14 protein-coding genes and 1 pseudogene are annotated in these 18,459 nt (G+C 61.7%); 14 read left to right on the forward strand and 1 reads right to left on the reverse strand.

The features are described from left to right. The first annotated feature begins 43 nt into the window (after positions 1 to 43). The 8 genes and pseudogenes from AC5P65_RS03125 (at position 44) to AC5P65_RS03160 (ending at position 8,585) form a co-directional block, all read left to right on the forward strand. Positions 44 to 3,067, forward strand: a complete 3,024-nt coding sequence (locus AC5P65_RS03125; RefSeq protein WP_197575889.1) for a TonB-dependent receptor domain-containing protein — start codon at positions 44 to 46, stop codon at positions 3,065 to 3,067. Positions 3,068 to 3,122: 55 nt separating this feature from the next. Beyond that, the gene (locus AC5P65_RS03130) at positions 3,123 to 4,676 is read left to right on the forward strand and encodes a serine hydrolase domain-containing protein (protein WP_495215419.1); all 1,554 of its coding nucleotides are present in this window, start codon (positions 3,123 to 3,125) and stop codon (positions 4,674 to 4,676) included. Continuing rightward, the gene (locus AC5P65_RS03135) at positions 4,609 to 5,322 is read left to right on the forward strand and encodes a M15 family metallopeptidase (protein WP_021202953.1); all 714 of its coding nucleotides are present in this window, start codon (positions 4,609 to 4,611) and stop codon (positions 5,320 to 5,322) included. The genes AC5P65_RS03130 and AC5P65_RS03135 overlap by 68 nt, the downstream gene beginning before the upstream one ends. 381 nt (positions 5,323 to 5,703) lie before the next feature. Continuing rightward, entirely contained in the window at positions 5,704 to 6,075 is a 372-nt protein-coding gene (locus AC5P65_RS03140; RefSeq protein WP_180832986.1) for a hypothetical protein, read from the forward strand. Between the two features lie 232 nt (positions 6,076 to 6,307). After that, positions 6,308 to 6,724 carry an EF-hand domain-containing protein gene (locus tag AC5P65_RS03145; protein WP_019662197.1) on the forward strand — a complete coding sequence of 139 codons (417 nt, stop codon included), beginning with the start codon at positions 6,308 to 6,310 and terminating at the stop codon, positions 6,722 to 6,724. Positions 6,725 to 6,808: 84 nt separating this feature from the next. Next, positions 6,809 to 7,240: pseudogene (locus AC5P65_RS03150) on the forward strand (HAD family hydrolase); the annotation flags it as partial. A gap of 152 nt (positions 7,241 to 7,392) precedes the next feature. Further along, positions 7,393 to 8,097 (forward strand): HAD family hydrolase, encoded by a 705-nt coding sequence (locus AC5P65_RS03155; protein WP_161613997.1) that lies wholly within the window; start codon positions 7,393 to 7,395, stop codon positions 8,095 to 8,097. Further along, complete coding sequence (locus AC5P65_RS03160; RefSeq protein WP_180844820.1) at positions 8,097 to 8,585, forward strand: helix-turn-helix domain-containing protein; 489 nt, start codon at positions 8,097 to 8,099, stop codon at positions 8,583 to 8,585. The genes AC5P65_RS03155 and AC5P65_RS03160 overlap by 1 nt, the downstream gene beginning before the upstream one ends. A gap of 13 nt (positions 8,586 to 8,598) precedes the next feature. Here AC5P65_RS03160 and AC5P65_RS03165 read toward each other — a convergent pair whose 3' ends face one another. Beyond that, a complete protein-coding gene (locus AC5P65_RS03165; RefSeq protein WP_329867455.1) occupies positions 8,599 to 9,534 on the reverse strand; it encodes a DUF5677 domain-containing protein in 936 nt (311 codons plus the stop codon). Positions 9,535 to 9,849: 315 nt separating this feature from the next. On the opposite strand from AC5P65_RS03165, the gene AC5P65_RS03170 reads away from it, so the two are divergent. The 6 genes from AC5P65_RS03170 (at position 9,850) to AC5P65_RS03195 (ending at position 18,457) form a co-directional block, all read left to right on the forward strand. Further along, positions 9,850 to 12,621 (forward strand): class I SAM-dependent DNA methyltransferase, encoded by a 2,772-nt coding sequence (locus AC5P65_RS03170; protein ID WP_329867453.1) that lies wholly within the window; start codon positions 9,850 to 9,852, stop codon positions 12,619 to 12,621. Continuing rightward, the gene (locus tag AC5P65_RS03175) at positions 12,618 to 14,711 is read left to right on the forward strand and encodes a DEAD/DEAH box helicase (RefSeq protein ID WP_329867451.1); all 2,094 of its coding nucleotides are present in this window, start codon (positions 12,618 to 12,620) and stop codon (positions 14,709 to 14,711) included. Before AC5P65_RS03170 ends, AC5P65_RS03175 begins: the two co-directional genes overlap by 4 nt. Then, entirely contained in the window at positions 14,704 to 15,888 is a 1,185-nt protein-coding gene (locus AC5P65_RS03180; RefSeq protein WP_329867449.1) for a GIY-YIG nuclease family protein, read from the forward strand. Before AC5P65_RS03175 ends, AC5P65_RS03180 begins: the two co-directional genes overlap by 8 nt. Before the next feature lie 49 nt (positions 15,889 to 15,937). Next, on the forward strand, positions 15,938 to 16,405 hold the full coding sequence (locus AC5P65_RS03185; RefSeq protein ID WP_495215420.1) for a hypothetical protein: 468 nt from the start codon (positions 15,938 to 15,940) through the stop codon (positions 16,403 to 16,405). A gap of 340 nt (positions 16,406 to 16,745) precedes the next feature. Then, entirely contained in the window at positions 16,746 to 18,092 is a 1,347-nt protein-coding gene (locus AC5P65_RS03190) for a hypothetical protein (protein WP_329867446.1), read from the forward strand. A gap of 41 nt (positions 18,093 to 18,133) precedes the next feature. Next, positions 18,134 to 18,457: a hypothetical protein gene (locus AC5P65_RS03195; protein ID WP_329867445.1), complete on the forward strand. Its 324-nt coding sequence runs from the start codon at positions 18,134 to 18,136 to the stop codon at positions 18,455 to 18,457. Positions 18,458 to 18,459: the final 2 nt, after the last annotated feature.

Here is an 18,459-nt window from a genome sequence, read left to right on the forward strand (position 1 = left end):
ACCGCATTCCACACCATTCAATTCTTGCAGGAGAGAGCAGGGGATGAAGGCTTACAGCATCAAGCGGGCGGCGTTGTGCGTCGCCCTTGGGGCGTGTCTGGGCGTAGTGCTGCCCGGCATCGCGATGGCACAGAACGTGAGCGGCGCAGTTGCCGGCCGTGCAACCGCGGGCGACCAGGTGACCGTGGTCAGCAACAGTACGGGTCTGACCCGTACCGTCACCGTCGGCGCCGACGGCAGCTACCGCCTCGGCCAGCTGCCGGTAGGTGACTACCAGTTGCAGCTCAGCCGCGATGGCCAGAAGCTGGGCGATCAGATTGGTGTCAGTGTGGCAGTAGGCGGTACCACCACGGTCAACCTGGCCAGTGGCGGCGGCGTCACCAATCTCGATGCACTGCAGGTGGTCGGCACCCGCGTGGTCAACCGCGTGGATGTCTACTCCACCGAGACATCCTTCAACATCAACCGCCAAGAGATCTCGCGGCTGCCGGTGGCGCAGGACCTGTCTGCGGTCGCGCTGATGGCGCCGGGCGTGGTCGGCGGCAACTCGTCATTCGGCGGCCTGTCATTCGCTGGTTCATCGGTGGCCGAGAATGCGGTCTTCATCAATGGCCTGAATGTCACCGACATGTATACCCGTCGCGGCTTCAGCACCGCGCCGTTCGCCTTCTTCAAGGAGTTCCAGGTCAAGACCGGTGGCTACTCGGTCGAGTTCGGCCGCTCCACCGGTGGCGTGATCAATGCGGTGACCCGTTCGGGCAGCAACGAATTCGAGGGCGGTGTTGAAGTCACCGCCGAGCCCAGTGCGTGGCGCGCCAGTGGCGGCGATCATTTCCACCGCGACGGCACCCCGCATTCCTACGGCAGCCGCGACAACAACTCCTTCCTGAAGACCAACGTGTGGGGCTCCGGCCCGATCGTCAAGGACAAGCTGTTCCTGTTCGCGATGTACGAAGACCGCAGCGACAAGGGACACAACACCTCGTCCGATGGCAGTACCTGGTTCAAGAACGATTCCGGCAACGGCTTCTGGGGCACCAAGCTGGACTGGAACATCAACGACAACCACAGCCTGGCGCTGCTGGCGTTCTCGGATGAGGGCGATGTCACCAATGCGTCGTACGGTTACAACTGGAACGCCGACCAGCTCGGCGCCTGGGGCGGCGATTCGGTCACCGAGACCGGCGGCCGCAACTGGTCGGCCACCTACACCGGCCACTTCGGACAGAACTTCACCGCGCGCGCCATGGTCGGCCAGAACAACCAGCGTGCGTTCACCAATTCATCGCTGGATCAGGCCTGCAGCCCCGTGTTCACCGACAGTACCTACGGCCCGCGCCTGGGCAAGCTGCAGGGCCTGCGCGCAGGCTGCCACCCCACGGGCACGGCAGTGGCCGAGCGTGACGATACCCGTGACGTGGCGCGACTGGACTTCGAATGGCAGCTGGGTGACCACCTGCTGCGCTTCGGTGTCGACCGTGAGCTGATGACCACAAAGCAGTCCACCCGCTACCCCGGCCCGACCGAACTGAGCTACACCGCCTACGTGGCGCGCCCCGGCGATGAAGTCTGGGACGGTGCCAATGCCTACGTACCGGCTGGCGTTACCGAAATGCTGCGTGCGCGCAACCGCAAGTCGGGCGGCACGTTCGAGACCGAAGCCAATGCGCTGTACGTGGAAGACATCTGGAACATCACCCCGAACCTGATGCTGAACCTGGGCGTGCGCTGGGACCGTTTCGAGAACCGTACCGCCGCCGGCAAGGCGTTCATCAAGATGGATGACCTGATCGCACCTCGCGTCGGCTTCTCGTGGGACATGCGCGGTGATGGCAGCACCAAGCTGTTCGGCAACGCCGGCCGCTACTACCTGCCTGTCACCAACAACATCAACGTGAATTTCGCAGGTGGCCTGACCGACGAGTACAGCTACTACGTGCTCAATGGCTGGGAGCGGAAAACCTCGCCGACCGGCTCACCGTACATGGCACCGGTCGTCGGCCAGCAGATCGGGCCGACCGACACCCGCATGAACACCGGCGGTGCCGACCTGCGCCAGAGTGTGGATCGCGACCTCAAGGCGGTCTACCAGGACGAGTACATCCTGGGCTTCCAGAACATGATCAACCAGGCATGGTCGTGGGGCGTCAACGCCACCTATCGACGCATGACCCGTGCGCTGGACGACATCCGCCTCAATTACACCCCATGCGGCCCGACCCCCAGCACGCTGTGGCCGATCGCCAACCCGGGCGAGAGCCTGACGATCTGGGGCGACAAGAGCATCGGCTGCGCCACCGAAGGCTGGATCACCATTGACACCGCCAACAGCGGCTATCGGAAGGGCGGCAGCGGCGAGGTGATCGGTTACTCCAAGCCCAAGCGCACCTACAAGGCACTGGAGTTCCAGATCGACCGTGCCTGGGACGAGAAGTGGATGTTCAACGCGTCCTACCTGTGGTCGAAGAGCGAGGGCAATTTCGAAGGCCCGGTGAATTCCGATACCAACTACGGCGACACCGGCATGGTCCAGTTCTGGGACCATCCGGCCACCAACGAGCGCTATGGCGTGCTGTTCAACGACTTCCGCCACCAGTTCAAGCTGCGTGCCGCTTACGCGCTGAACAAGCAATGGTCGTTCGGTACCACGCTGCAGGTGCAGTCCGGTGGCCCGATCACTGCCTACGGCGTGATGTGGCCAAACGATTCCATCGCCGGTGGCAGTACTTCCAGCGAGGGTAGCGGCGGTGGTACCGGCTGGCTGTGCGTGGCCAACTGTTCCGGCCCGTACAACCAGCGGCAGTTCGAGTACAGCCCACGCGGTGCGTTCGGTCGCCTGCCGTGGACCTGGACCATGGGCGCCAACGTGACCTGGCGTTTGCCGGTGGAGGGCATCGATCTCAGTGCACGGCTGTCTGTGTACAACCTGTTCAACAACCAGAAGACCATCAACGTGCACCAGCGCTATGAAGCGCAGCCCGGCCAGTACCGCGAAGCGACGTTCGCCACCGGGACGCGCTGGCAGGCCCCTCGCTATACACAGCTGGTGGTGACCTGGAACTTCTGAGGCCACGATCCGCGCCGCCCACCGTGACGGCGCGGGCAATGGAGGGGCTGCGCGCATGTACCACCTGCTGATCGTCGCGGCGGCACTGGCCGCACCGTCTGCTTCGCCGACCGATATCGCCTCCCTCGATGCCGACGTCGCCGCCGTGGTCCAGCACGAGCACCTGCCCGGGCTGGCCATGGCGGTGGTCGACAACGGGCAGGTGGTCTATCGCCACGCCGAAGGCGCGCGTGGCGACGGCGGCCGCATCGACCAGGACACGCTGTTCAAGATCGCCTCCAACAGCAAGGCGATGACCGCCGCGCTGCTGGCGCGGCTGGTGCAGCAGGGCAAGCTGCGCTGGGAGGATCCGGTGCAGCAATATCTGCCGGGCTTCCGCATGCACGATGCGTGGGTGGGCGAGCAGATGCAGGTGCGCGACCTGCTGATCCACAACAGCGGCCTGGGCCTGGGCGCCGGTGACCTGATGCTGTGGCCGGAACCGAACGCGTTCACCCGTGCGGACATCATCGCGGGGCTGGCGCACCTGAAACCGGTCAGCAGCTTCCGCAGCCGCTACGCCTACGACAACCTGATGTACGTGGTGGCCGGGGAAGTGGCGGCGGCAGCGGATGGCAAGCCGTACGACCAGCTGATGCGCGAGCAGGTGTTCGAACCACTGGGCATGACGCGCTGCCAGGTGGGGGCGTGGTCGGTGAAGCGCGTGGGCAACGTGGCGCAGCCGCATGCCTGGCGCGGTGATCGCAACGCGGTAGTGAACGCGGATGGAGCGATCAGCCCGGACCTGCCGTCGATGGCGGCCGGCGGCATCCGTTGTTCGCTGCGCGACATGACGCGCTGGATGCAGGTGCTGCTCGATCCCGCCCTGGCACCTGGCTGGTTGGACGCTGAGCAGCGCCGTACGCTGTGGACCCTGCACATGCCGATGGCGCTGGGTGAACGCCAGCGGCGTTGGGACAACGCGCATTTCTATGGCTACGGCTATGGCTGGCGGGTGTCGGACATGGATGGGCAGTGGAAGGTGGCGCACACCGGCACCCTGTCGGGCATGTACTCGTCGCTGGCACTGTTGCCTGACCGCAAGGTGGGCGTGGTGATGCTGATCAACGGTGAAGGCGAGGATGCGCGCACCGCATTGATGCAGGCCGCACTGAAACGCTTCACCGCCCCCAATGATGCGCGCCCGGCGATGGAATACCTGGCCGAACTGAAGGCGGACCAGGCCGCTCGAGCGGCAACCGGGCACCAGCGGCCGCCGATGTCGGATGCGCGGCAGGCGTCGGCTTCCGATCTGCCGCGTTGGCAGGGACGCTACAGCGATCCCTGGCTGGGGCCCGCATCGCTGTGCCCAGGCAAGGACGGCCTGCGCTTCAGCGTGGACAAGTCGCCCCGCCTGCAGGGGGCCGTGCTGCAGCTGCAGGGGCGCTGGCTGCTGCGCTGGGATACGCTGGGTGACGATGCACAGGCGTCGCTGCGGCCAGGCGAGGGCCCGGCACCGACACTGGACCTGCGCGCCATCGATCCGGACATCGACTTCAGCTATGACTTCCAGGACCTGCATTTCACTCGTACTGGCGATTGCCCTGGCGGCGACCGCCGGCGCCGCTGAGCCACCGCGCGTTTCACCGGCCACCGACGCGGCCAGCGCCGGACTGGTGGAGATCCGCACTTTGTCGCCGCGCATCGAGCTCGATATCCGCTATGCGGGTGCCAACAACTTCACCGGTGCGCGCGTGCCCGGCTACGAGGCGCCATCGTGCTATCTGCTGGCGCCGGTGGCAAAGGCACTGGCACAGGTGGAAAAGGACCTGCGCGCCGATGGCTTCGGCCTGCGCCTCTACGACTGCTACCGGCCGGTGCGTTCAGTGCAGGCGTTCATGGCCTGGGTGAACGATCCGCGCGAGCTCTCGCGCAAGGCGCAGCAGTACCCGGATCTGGACAAGCCACGCCTGCTGGCTGACGGCTACATCGCCGAGCGCTCCGGCCACAGCCGCGGTGCCACGGTGGATCTGGGCCTGCTGGATTGCCGCAGCGGTGCATGTGCGCCGTTGGACATGGGCACTGACTTCGACTTCTTCGGGCCACGTGCGCATACGCAGACGAGCGGGCTGAGCACTGTGCAGCAGGCGAACCGCCAGCAGCTGGTGCAGGCGATGGCGCGCCGTGGCTTCGTCAACTATCCGCAGGAGTGGTGGCATTACACCCTGCAGCCCGAACCGGATTCCGGCACCGCGTACGACGTGCCAGTGCTTTAGGCGGTATCGGCAGGGCTGCGCCTTGCACCCGCGGTAGTGCCGGCCGCTGGCCGGCAACATCAGACGCAACAGCAACAGCTTGCTTTCCGTGGGTTGGCGGGGCGGTGCCGGAGTGCGGGGACGCCGTAAATCCGTCCATGGAGGCTTGGCAGCCGCATCCATGCGGCTGACACCCCGCATTCCGGCACCGCCTCGCCTCTGACAGTTTCCCGCGTGGTCCGTTGTAGAGCAGAGCCCATGCTCGGCTGCTCCTTGTTCAATCGTCGAGATATTCGATTTGGATGGAGATTCATCCACGCATGGCGTGGATCTACTATGGCTGCCGGATTGGGTCCGGCGCAGATCCCTTACACTGGCCGCCTCTTCATCCCTGCCCACCCGATGAACCTTCCTCTGCACTTCGGCCTGCTCGGTACCCTGGAAGCTGGCGCCATCGCCCTGCTGGTCGGGCTGCTGGTGTACTTCCTGTGGTTGCAGCTGTGCCGGCTCCTGCACTGGACAGCGGGGCATGCGATCGGCTGGTCCTGCGTCATCGCCGTGATCATCTCCGCCGGCATCGATGCATGGAAGCTGTTCTACATGGGCATCGTGCGGCTGGAATCGCCGCTGTACGCGCGCATCTTCCTGGCCACCATCCACGATCCCAACGAGCTCGGCAGCCGTGTGGTGCTGGAAATCGCCGGTGCGCTCGCCGGTGTTGCTCTTGCATGGGTGTTGTTCAGTTCGCGGTCATCGGAAAAAACCGTCGACTGACGCAGGTTTTTCGTTGCCTGCCGGTTAAATGCAGAGGCGCTGAATGCGCATCTTATGAGCCACTCACTTCACCCTAACCACCGCGCTAAAGCATGCGTGGAGGCCAGTGGTTAATCGCGCGTGTGGGCGCCGGTCGCGGCGCAAAATCGATTCAGAAACGCGGTGGCAGGGTAGGTGCCGTGCGGAATCAACACGCCGCGCAACACCACCCAATCGGTAGGAGACACCCCTGATGACTATTCGCAACCGCAAGCCCCTGATCGCCCTGATCGTCGCCGCCGGCAGCGTGCTGGCCATCCCGGCGATGGCCCAGTCGGCCAAGCAGCAGGCCGCGCAGGCACAGAACGAGGCCGCCCAGGCGCAGCAGGCAGCGGCACAGGCGGGCCAGGCGGCTGACCAGGCAACCAATGCGGCCGCAGCGGCCTCGGCCCAGGCCAACGGCGGTGGCCAGACCTGGGCCAGCATCGATACCGATGGCAACGGCACCATCAGCAAGACCGAGGCGCAGGTGAACGCCGGCCTGGCCCAGGTGTTCGACCAGGCCGATACCAACAAGGACGGTGAGCTGAGCGCCGATGAGTACAAGGCCTATGTGGCCGCCCAGCAGGCCGGCGCCGGCGGCGCAGCGCAGGGTGCGCAGGGCAGGTAAGACCCGTATCGGGGCGTATGGGAACCCGGGCGGCTTCGGCCGCCCGGGTTTTTTTCGTCACCACGGCCCCTGTATCCTTGCGCGATGAACACCTCCACGCCTGCGCCGTCGCGCGCCATCGGCCTGGTCGGTTTTGACGGTGACGATACGCTGTGGAAGAGCGAGGACTACTACCGCAAGGCCGAGCAGGATTATCTTGACCTGCTGTCGCGCTACGTCGACGTGCATGACACCCAGACCGCGCGCCACCTGCTGGAAGTGCAGCAGCGCCACCTGGGCACCTTCGGCTACGGCGTCAAGAGCATGACCCTGTCGATGATCGAAGCGGCCATCGACATCACCGGCCAGCGCATCGAGGCCAAGGACATCCAGCGCATCCTGGAGATTGGCCACGACACCCTGCGCCACCCGGTCGAGCTGATCGACGGTGTGCGCGAAGCGGTGGCGGCCATCGCCGAGCACTACCCGGTGGTGCTGATCACCAAGGGCGACCTGTTCCACCAGGAACGGAAGGTACCCCCAAGCAGGAGGCGTGCCAAGAGCTGTAAGCGATTGAATTATATGAGTTCAACTTTGCGGATGCGCCTGCGAAAGGGGCGTTCATGTAGTCAGATGGCGCCTGTTGTAAGCCAAAATTGCCTCGGTTTTGCCACGATTTCGGGGGCGGCATGATCCGGATCGTGGGGTTCGACGGGGACGACACCCTGTGGCGCAGCCAGGAGTTCTACGACCAGGCGCAGCTGGATTTCGAGGAGATCATCGCCCGCTACATCGACTTGGACTCCGCGGGACTGCGGGCAACGCTGCTGGCCACCGAGCGCGGCAACCTGGCCCAGTACGGCTATGGCGTGAAGGGCATGATCCTGTCCATGGTCGAAGCGGCCATTGATCTGACGGGTGGTCGGATCGAGGCCAAGGACATCCGCACGATCATGGACATGGGCAAGGACCTGCTGGTCCATCCCGTGGAGTTGCTGCCGGGGATTGCCGAAGCCGTCGAGCAGGTCGCCCAGCGTTTCCGCGTTGTCCTGATCACCAAGGGGGATCTGTTTCACCAAGAGCGGAAGGTGGCGCTGTGCGGATTGACCGCGTTTCAGCGCATAGAGATCGTGTCCGAGAAGGACGTGGCCACCTATCGCCGGCTGCTGGAAGAGTTCGAGGTCCAGCCCCACGAGTTCGCCATGGTGGGCAACTCCCTGAAATCGGATATCGCACCCGTAGTCGAGCTGGGCGGATGGGGCGTGTACATGCCGTATCACGCCACCTGGGAGCATGAGGTCCTGCACGACTTTGACGGGGCCGGTCGCGTGGTGGAAGTGGACGGCGCAGCTCGGATCAGCGAGGCTTTGGACAGGATGATGTCGGGGGCCTGATGTCCGAACGCATGCTCGATCTGTTGATCCGGCAATGGCCGGGCAAGACGCATTTGTCGGCAGAAGAGACGGCCAAGGTTCTCATGCAGCACCCGTACACGGTGCGCGAGCGGATGCGCAACGGCGAGCTTCCAGGGGCAGTGAAGCGCGATGGCACCTGGAAGATGCCGCTTCCTGACCTGGCCGAGCATCTGGAGCCCACGCCCAAGGCGCCACAGATCCCGTCGCCTCCCGTCATCGTGGGCGGCGCCCGCCGCCGCAAGGCGGTCGTCATGAACTACCACCGCGACCGCTTCTGGGCGCAGGTGGCCCGAGCCTTGGGCGATATGGATACTGCCGACATGCTGGACCAGGCGGCGCAGGACTTGTACGACAGTGAGGTTGGGGCTTATCTCCGCGAACGAGCGGAGCGTCGGCGCGCGCAGTTGGCGGCCGTCGCTGCTGCTCTGGCAAACGACGTCGATCCAGGGCCCCTCAAAGACCTGTGAGCCGCCTAGGGCCTTACTGTCCCCGGTACTCGTATTGAACCTTGACGCTGCTGCGGAAGGGTTTTTGCCAGTCAGCCAGATACTTCTGCTGCAAGGCCGGGAAGTCGTCAGGGAGGTACTTTCGGACGACGAGCCTGTAGGCATGCAGGGCCACTTGCGCCACGCCATCCTTCACGGAGTGGGCGTCTTCCAAGTGGCGGATGGCTTTCAGTGCCGCGACATCGCCCAGCACAGACCAATGTTGGGTGGGCGACTGGGCGTGGACGACCTGGCTGCCGCCACCATACCAAAGATCGTATGCGGCCCCTTCCTTCAACGCCTTGGCGACCTGTCGAATGCTCTTGTGGCCCAGCAACTCATACCAGTTGGGATCGAAGGGCTTGTTGCCGCGCTTCTTCTGGTAGGCCGCATCGATGGTGGCCAAGCCGGGCTGAGCCAGGACGGATTGAATGTGGGCGACATGGTCAACGCCTGAGGCCTTCGCTTCTTCACTGAGCGTCTGGGTACTCATCCCGATGTGCGCGTAGTCGTGATTGAAGGAGCCTGGCGCCGTAGATGGATCGAGCGCCCGCTGGAGGAACGCAAGCCTCCTTCGATACTCGCCCACTAGGTAAACCCGAGCCCTGTACTCTGTTTCCTCCTGCAGGATCAGTTCGAGGTAAAGCGAGGCCTCGAATGCGGATCGAACCTGCGTGAGGGCCGTGGTCGAGTGCCCGTTCTCTAACAGCACGACGGCAGCGTCCAGCATGCCGACGATGTGCTTCAACAGACCGGCGCACACCACCAGCCGGGAGGTATCGTCTTCCCCGGCACCGAGCGCCTTGATGATCAGGTGCGTTCCGTAATTCACTAGGTCGGTCAGGAACGCGAGGGGTTCGCCCAGAACAGCGCGGGCTTGCTCCTGAGAAGCGTTGCGGTCGAGCAGGAGCGGGTCAGCTGGTTCGTACATGCCTAGATCTCAATGGGGCTGGGGAGGCAATAGATCGCCTCGCACGGCCACCAGGGGAGGGCTCCTGATCGGCTGGGTAGAGGGATCTGGACGAGCAGAGCGGCGGATGCTGGGCAGTCCGCGAATCACCCAGTGAGACACGGAGAGAAGAGACTGTGCATGGGCATCGGCTGGACTAATAGTGTTTGCCTGAGCCGGCCAAGTGGGACGTTTCACGCGCGGCGGGCTTCTGTTCCACGGTGGTGGCGTGGGACAATCAAAATTGCCCATTTTTGACCCATCCGGGTCGCTCTACGAGCTGGAAATCACACTTGCATGAATGCTGTTGAGATCGAACAGGCACTATCAGACCTTGCCGCGCAAGCGTTCGACGGCGCGGAGTTCCCGTTCCAGTTTCTGGCCGCGTTCGGCAACAAGACAACCACCATCGCCCGCTTGCGCAAGGGCGAAAGCAACGCTTCGGACGTGCCGGGTGGCGTGCTGCAACGCAACCACATCCACATTGCCGTGGCCGAGCCCGGCCAAGTGGGGCAGACCCTCACCGCCTTGAAGGCCAGCCCCAAGACCGTCCAGGCCAGGGCCAAGTTCGTCCTGGCCACCGACGGCACGACTCTGGAGGCCGAGGAACTAGCCACGGGCGACGCCATCGCCTGCGAGTTCGGCCAGTTCCCCGACCACTTCGGCTTCTTCCTGCCACTGGCCGGTATCTCCACGATCCGGGAGATAAAGGACAACCCCATCGACGTTCGGGCCACCGGGCGCCTGAACAAGCTGTACGTCGAGCTGTTGCGCGAAAACCCCGATTGGGCAACGGCCGCGCGTCGGCCGGACATGAACCACTTTATGGCCCGCCTGATCTTCTGCTTCTTTGCCGAAGACACCGACATCTTCCCCGGCGCCACGATGTTCACGGCCACCGTGGACCAGATGAGCGAGCGTGACGGGGCCAACGTCCACGAGGTGCTGGGCACGATCTTCCGTGCCATGAACACCAAGACGGAAGACCGAGTGGCTGCTGGCATCCCGCGCTGGGCCATTGAATTCCCCTACGTCAACGGCGGGCTGTTCTCCGGTAGCACTGACGTGCCCAAGTTCACCCGCACTGCGCGGTCTTACCTGTATCAGGCGGGACAGCTGGACTGGAAGGAGATCAATCCGGACATCTTCGGGTCAATGATCCAGGCTGTTGCCGACGATGAGGAGCGCGGCGCCCTGGGCATGCACTACACCAGCGTGCCCAACATCTTGAAAGTGCTCAACCCCCTGTTCCTGGACGACCTGCGGGCGCAACTGGAAGCGGCGGGCGACAACAAGATCAAGCTGCTGAACCTTCGCAAGCGCATGGCCCGCATTCGCGTGTTCGATCCGGCGTGCGGCAGCGGCAACTTCCTGGTCATCGCGTACAAGCAGATGCGCGAGATCGAAGCCCAGATCAACCGGCTGCGCGGTGAAGCGGATCTGCCCTCTGAGATCCCGATCAACAACTTCCGCGGGATCGAGTTGCGCGACTTCCCCGCTGAGATTGCACGGCTTGCCTTGATCATCGCCGAGTTCCAGTGCGACGTGCTGTATCGCGGCCAAAAGGAAGCGCTGAAGGACGTGTTGCCGCTGGATAGCCAGAACTGGATTACGTGTGGAAATGCCTTGCAAGTGGATTGGCTAGGAATATGTCCGCCGACTGGATTAGGCGTGAAGCTGGTTGCTAACGACCTGTTCAACACTCCAAAGGAACAGGCCGAGATCGATTTCGAGAATGAGGGAGGAGAAACCTATATCTGCGGGAACCCTCCATACAAGGGGACGAAAAACCAGTCGGCAGAAGAAAAGAAGGATCTTCAGAATGTGTTTGGAAAGTACACCAGCAGAACCGGCACGCTCGACTATGTGACAGGATGGTTCTTCAAGGCGGCGATGTACTCCAACGCCAGCAGCGCAGAATTTGCATTCGTGAGTACGAACTCCGTTTGCCAAGGTGGTCACGTACCCGTGTTGTGGCCACTTTTGTTCGACTTTGGCTTAGAGATTTCTTTCGCCTATCAGTCGTTCAAGTGGAAGAATTTGGCGAGCAACAACGCCGGCGTTTCTGTGGTAGTGGTCGGATGTCGAAAAGTCAGGCCAGGGAAAAAGCGACTTTTCCAGCAGCAGCCACAGGACGAGCATCTTGAACTTTCTGCGGATTGCATCGGGCCGTATCTGGTTCCAGGAATCAACACGGTTGTCGAGCCACAGTCGAAATCTATTTCCAATCTTGCACCGATGTCGCTGGGCAACGCACCGTATGACGGCGGGAACTTGATCCTGGAAATGAACGAAGTGCCCTCGCTGGGGCTAAATCCAGCACAGGTGGAACGATGGGTCCGACCTTTACTCGGATCAGCCGAGATCATTGATGGCGTACCGCGGATGTGCATCTGGATCGAGGATGATCAGCTTGAGGCGGCCGCAAAGATTCCGGCTATTCAGCGAAGGATCGAAGCCGTACGTGCAATGCGCCTGAGTAGCAAGGATGCTGGGACTCGAGCGATGGCGGCAAGGTCGCATCAGTTCCGCGAGATGTATTCCGCCAAGAGAAGCACGATTGCCGTGCCATTGGTGAGTACGGAAAACCGAGATTTCTTGACACCGGATCTAATCGGGCGCCCATGCTCGATGACAAACAAATCTTATGCGATCTATGACGCGGAAATTTGGAACTTTGCCGTCATTTCTTCCAAGCTCCATCTATGCTGGATCGCAACCGTCTGCGGAAGGATGAAAACAGATTACAGCTACTCCAACAAAATGGGCTGGAACACCTTTCCCGTTCCGATCCTGACGGAGCAGAACAAGACCGACCTAACAACCTGCGCCCAAGAAATCCTTCTGGCACGCGAAGCTCATTTCCCTGCCACCATCGCAGACCTGTATGACCCGGAGAGCATGCCGGACGACCTGCGCCGTGCGCATGAGAAGAACGACGAGGTGCTGGAGCGCATCTACATCGGTCGCAAGTTCAAGAACGATACCGAGCGGCTGGAAAAGCTGTTCGATCTGTACACCAAGATGACGGCAGGCCAGGCCAAGCCGAAGAAGGAGAAGCGGAAATGACATCGGAAGGCACCAAGGCAGTCCCGTCGGTCTCGATTGCCACCGCCCGTACGGGTGCGTCAAGCAAGGTCAACGCCTTGGGCATGCGGCCCATGCAGGAGCGCGCCTACGCCAAGCGGGGCGAGCAATACCTGCTCATCAAGTCGCCGCCTGCGTCGGGCAAGTCTCGCGCCCTGATGTTCATTGCGCTGGACAAGCTGCACAACCAAGGGCTCAAGCAGGCCATCATTGTGGTGCCAGAGAAGTCCATCGGTGGCAGCTTTGCCGACGAGGAGCTGACTAAGTTCGGCTTCTGGGCGGACTGGAAGGTCGAGCCGCAGTGGAACCTGTGCAATGCCCCAGGCGATGACGAAGTCAAGGCCGACAAGAGTAAGGTCCGGGCCGTGGGCCGCTTCTTGGAAAGCGAAGACAAGGTGCTGGTCTGCACGCATGCCACCTTCCGCTTTGCCGTGGAGGAGTACGGCATTGCCGCGTTCAACGACCGATTGGTGGCAGTAGACGAGTTCCACCACGTCAGCAGCAACCCCGACAACGTGTTGGGAAGCCAGCTCACGCAACTGATTGCGGCAGGCTCCGTCCACTTGGTGGCCATGACCGGCTCCTACTTCCGGGGCGACACGGTGGCCGTTCTGGCGCCGCAGGATGAGAACCGCTTCGAGACGGTGACGTACACCTACTACGAGCAGTTGAACGGCTACACCTACTTGAAGTCGCTGGAAATCGGCTACTACTTCTATACGGGCCGGTACCTGGACGCGATCACCAAGGTGCTGGATCCGGCGATGAAGACCATCGTCCACATCCCAAACGTCAACGCTCGGGAGAGCCTGAAGGACAAGTACAAGGAGGTCGAAGAGGTCATGGAAGCGCTCGGCACCTGGAAGGGTGTCGATCCTGCAACGGGCTTCCATCTGGTCGAACGAGCGGACGGATCGATGTTGAAGGTGGCGGACCTGGTGGATGACAGCGACGCGACCAAGCGCGCCAAGGTGCTGAACTCGCTGAAAGACCCTGCGCAGAAGAACAACCGTGACCACGTGGACATCATCATCGCGTTGGGCATGGCCAAGGAGGGGTTCGACTGGATCTGGTGCGAGCATGCCCTGACCATCGGGTACCGCAGCAGCCTCACCGAAATCGTCCAGATCATTGGTCGGGCCACCCGCGACGCTCCGGGCAAGGAGCGCTCGCGCTTCACCAACCTGATTGCCGAGCCGGCAGCAGGCGAGGCCGAGGTGGTGGCAGCCGTCAACGACACGCTGAAAGCCATTGCCGCGAGCCTTCTGATGGAGCAGGTGCTGGCGCCCCGGTTCGAGTTCACGCCCAAGAACCAGGGCAAGCTGGAAGGCTTCGAGTACGAAGGTGGCTACGTCGAGGGTGGTTCCAACATCGGCGTGAACGCCGCAACGGGCCAGGTCCACGTCGAGATTGGCGGATTGACCATGCCTGAGACCCAAGAGGCCAAGCGGATCTGCAAGGAGGACTTGAACGAGGTCATCACCGCGTTCGTCCAGGACAAAACGGCCATCGAGAACGGCTTGTTCAACGACAACACCTTGCCCGAAGAGTTGACCCAAGTTCAGATGGGAAAGATCGTGCGCGACCGCTACCCGGAGTTGAGCGAAGCCGACCAGGAGGCCATTCGGCAGCATGCCATTGCTGCGCTCAACCTCACCCAGCAGGCCAAGCAGGCCTTGGCCAAGGCTGAAGAAAAGGGCAAGGCGTCCGAGCAACAGGGCAACACAGCCCTGATCGACGGTGTGCGCCGCTTCATCAATGTTCGCGACCTCGATATCGACCTGATCGACCGGATCAATCCGTTCGAGGCCGCCTATTCAGTGCTGGCCAAGGCTATGGACGAGAAGGTGTTGCGCCAGGTCCAGGCGAGCATATCGGCCAAGCGCGTGAACATCCCCAAGGAAGAGGCACGGGAGCTGGCCAAGCGGGCGTTGGAGTTCAAGATCGAGAAGGGACGGCTACCTGATATCAACTCGCCCGACGCCTGGGAGAAGCGTATGGCTGAAGGTGTGGCCGCCTTTGCCAAGTATCGGGCCGAAGAAAAGGCGAAGGAGGCTCAGGCCCATGGCTGATATGGACGACGATGACCTGTTGGAAGCCTTGGGCGTCGAAGCGGCGTCCAACAAGGCCGCCACCCATACGGCCCAGCAGGAGCGGCTGATCGCCGGCTTCGAGGACATCTTGCGGTTCGTGGAGACGCATGGCCGTGCGCCCCAGCACGGCGAGGACCGCGACATTTTCGAACGGCTGTATGCCGTGCGTCTGGATCGGTTGCGCGGAATGCCCGAGGCGCGCGATCTTCTGGCCCCCATGGACACGGCCGGGCTGCTGGATGGACAGGTGGCTGCGACCGTCAACCCGGACGAGCTGGACGAGGATTCCTTGTTGGCCGAGCTTGGGGTCGATGCGCCCGCTGGTGAGGATGACATCACCCGGCTGCGCCATGTGGCCTCCTTTGCCGAACGAAAGGCGGCAGAAGAGATCGCCTTTCGCACCCGCTGCGAAGACTTCGAGGAGTTCCAGCCACTGTTCGAGAGTGTGGAGAACGACCTCAAGGAGGGAAGGCGTAGGACCTTACGGTTTGGGCGAGACGCCAGCGTTCTGCAAGGCAACTTCTTCATCCTGGGCGGGCAGATGGCGTATGTCGCCGAGGTTGGCGAGCCCATCCGTGCCCCGAATGGGGAAGCCGATGCCCGCATGCGAGTCATCTACTCCAATGGCACGGAAAGCAACCTGTTGCAACGTTCACTGCAGCGGGCGCTATACAAAGACGAGACGGGGCGGCGTATTACCGACGCGGACAACGGGCCGCTGTTCGGTGACACCTTGGAGCCCGACGATATTGAAAGCGGGACCATCTACGTGCTGCAAAGTAGGTCCAACCATCCGTTCGTGGCTCAGCACCGTGAGCTGATCCACAAGATCGGTGTGACGGGCGGGAAGGTAGAAAAACGCATTGCCGCGGCCAAGGACGATGCCACGTACCTGCTGGCGGACGTGGACATCGTGGCTACCTACAAGCTGGCCCACATCAATCGCACGAAGCTGGAAAACCTCTTCCACAAGATTTTCTCGCCCGCGCAGCTGGAGCTGACTATTGAAGATCGGTTCGGCAAGCCCGTAAAGCCGCGCGAGTGGTTCTTGGTGCCGTTGCAGGCTATTGATGAGGCTGTAAGCCGTATTCGGGATGGGTCGATCACGGACTACATCTACGATCCGAAATCGGCACAACTGAAAGCGCAGAAGTAGTGCGACAAACGGGGGACAAGAAATGAAAGCTCGAAGGTGGGGGGTCGAGTTGACCGAAGGGCCAGCAGCCCGGTCTGGTTATGAGAATTGTCCAGTGATCCGGACAGCAAGAACGAAGCGCGCAATCAACGCCGCAGTCGATGAGGGGTTTTTTCCGCTCATCAAAGCAGTGGAGCCGAGTCCTGATGTGCACTTCATGGTGGGAGTGGACCAAAACCCGTTGACCGGCAAGATCGAACTTCTTGGCGATATGCGTGAATATGGCCATAACATGGTCATGGAGTTCCGTGACTACTACCCGTACAACTTCCCCAATCCATTTGCTGCCTATCTGATCCCGCCTCATCTTGTGTCGGGCGAAACCGTTTGGCTAGAAGACTTGATTGAAGATGTTGTCACAGTGTGGGGCAATCAGGGATATCACCCCCGTTTGGCGTGCGCACCAGCTATCTGGAACGGAGAGGATTTCGAGATCCTTTTTGACTCTGCCAAAGATGCAGATGAGTGGATTGGATAAGCCAAGTCATGAAGTTCAATCCAGAAACCAAGACGCTAATGACGCGCGATGGTCGGATGATTAAGGCTTTGTCATGCCATCTCAACGTGCGACTGAATCAGCTGCAGGTAGAGCCTGATGGCCACAGGCGCTGCGATATGTGCGATCACAGGGTATTGGATACAGGGCTTCTGTCAGAAGCTCAGATAGTAGAGCAAGTCGCTGCAGATCCAGCCACATGCCTGATTGTTAGGCGAGGGCAGCGGAATATAGATATCGTCTGACTTGGCCTTTCTTCGGCCCATCGGAGGCAAAGAGCCAGGGCCTAAGTTCTGCCGCGACCTACCAGTCAGGGAATGACATGAGCGAGCTCAAGATCCCAGAGAGTATCGAGAAAAGACTCAGGCTCAGGACGCTGCGGCCTGACTTGGAGCCATTGGCCAGGGAGTTGGTGGAACTCGCGTGTGCTGGTAGCCGGGAACTGTGGGGTGAACTAGACTCCGACCGGCTCAAGACTGATGCGGACTTTCGGCGCAAGTTTCACGAGCTAGTCCACGAAGGGATGTTTGCTGCCCAGGAAAAAATGGCTGCACGTATTGCCATCGGGGAGCCGCTGGATGTCTCCGAGCAGATCTTGTTTCGGGCGGTCGCTGACACGATTGCGTGGGGAATGCTGGGTGGACAGTTGTGTTATGCCCGCCGGATCTACAAGTCCCAGAGGCAGCCGGACCTGTCTCAGTCAAATTTCGAGTCTGTCCTTCGTGTGGCCCGGGAGCTTCGAGAGCGCGACCCTGGCTGCATGCCACTCATCACCGACCTGACTTCGTTTGTCCAAGTGGGCGACATCATGAGCGTTTCGGCGGACCGGCGCACGTCGCACATCGAGGTCAAGGAAGGGAAGCACAATAAGCACGTCATGGACCTTGCGATGTTCTACGAGGCCTCTGGATGCGAGACCTTCCGCGAGATCGTCGAGAAAACGGAGAGCCCGAAGACTGTCAAGCAGATGGGGCGGGTGCTACGCCAGAAAGCGCGCATGACTCACCTGTGTGATGTCATGTCTACCGGCCAAGCGAAGGATCCAGACACCGGAGAGGTGGTTCGGATCCCGGAGCCCTTCTTCCCTATCAAGGACTGGGACGAGTCGCTGGCTAAACTCACTGAGACGGCCAAGGAAAAGCAGGGCTGGGCATATGATGTGCAAGGCCCCATCTTCATGGGCGCCTACGCGGGCGAGTTGGCCACCAGCGGACACCTGCTGTTCCTCATGGCATTGAGCCTTGAGGGGGATGTGGAGCAGGACTACCACATCATTCGGTTGGCAGATTCCATGCATATCCCATTGGCGCCACCGGTTTTCTCCAGGGCTCTGGCCGATGAGATCAAGATGGATCTGGTCTTTGGACGCATGAACGTCTGCATCGCTGTTTCTATTCCACGGCTGATCGAAGTGTGTGAGATGGCGGGAATGGACGTCCGCTACGCAACACGAAAAGAGCTGGGGCGAGCGAGGGCCGAGGGTGTCGGTCCGATCGTTTATAGGGGTAAGGGGTTGATGTTCTCGCTTGCTGGCGAGGAGATGATGCTGTTGGAGGGTGTGATCTTCCGAGCCCTGTGCCATGGTCAGCAGCCCGAGTCGGTTCTGCGGCAATACTTGGAGAACAGCGACCTGCTGAGTTCGGGCTCAACGGGGAGTCGCCAGCCATGAGGGACCACAACCGCACCTCGCCAAGAAGGAAGCTCCCACCCTTGCTCAAGGTCAAGCTGGCTGCCATTGCATTGGTGGCAGTAATGTCTGACCGCATGACTGACAAGGAGGCAGGTCGGTTCCTTCGTGAAGCCACCGGCACTCAATGGTCATTGCTGACCTGCATGCAGTACCTGTCGGGCAAGGAAGCACTGGCGGCAATTGCCGCATTGCCCGACGGCTGGACAGAAGACGGCATGACCAAGCAGGCGTTGGAGCTGGCCACCAAGGTGGCAGCGTTCGCCGTGGCCAATGCCCACCCCGAAGGTACGCCGCTTTGTGCCAGCGACCTAGCCAAGCAGTACCAGGGTAGGGGGGCGATCTAGGA

The sequence above is a fragment of the Stenotrophomonas sp. YJH_SMC_48-3 genome (assembly GCF_059369375.1).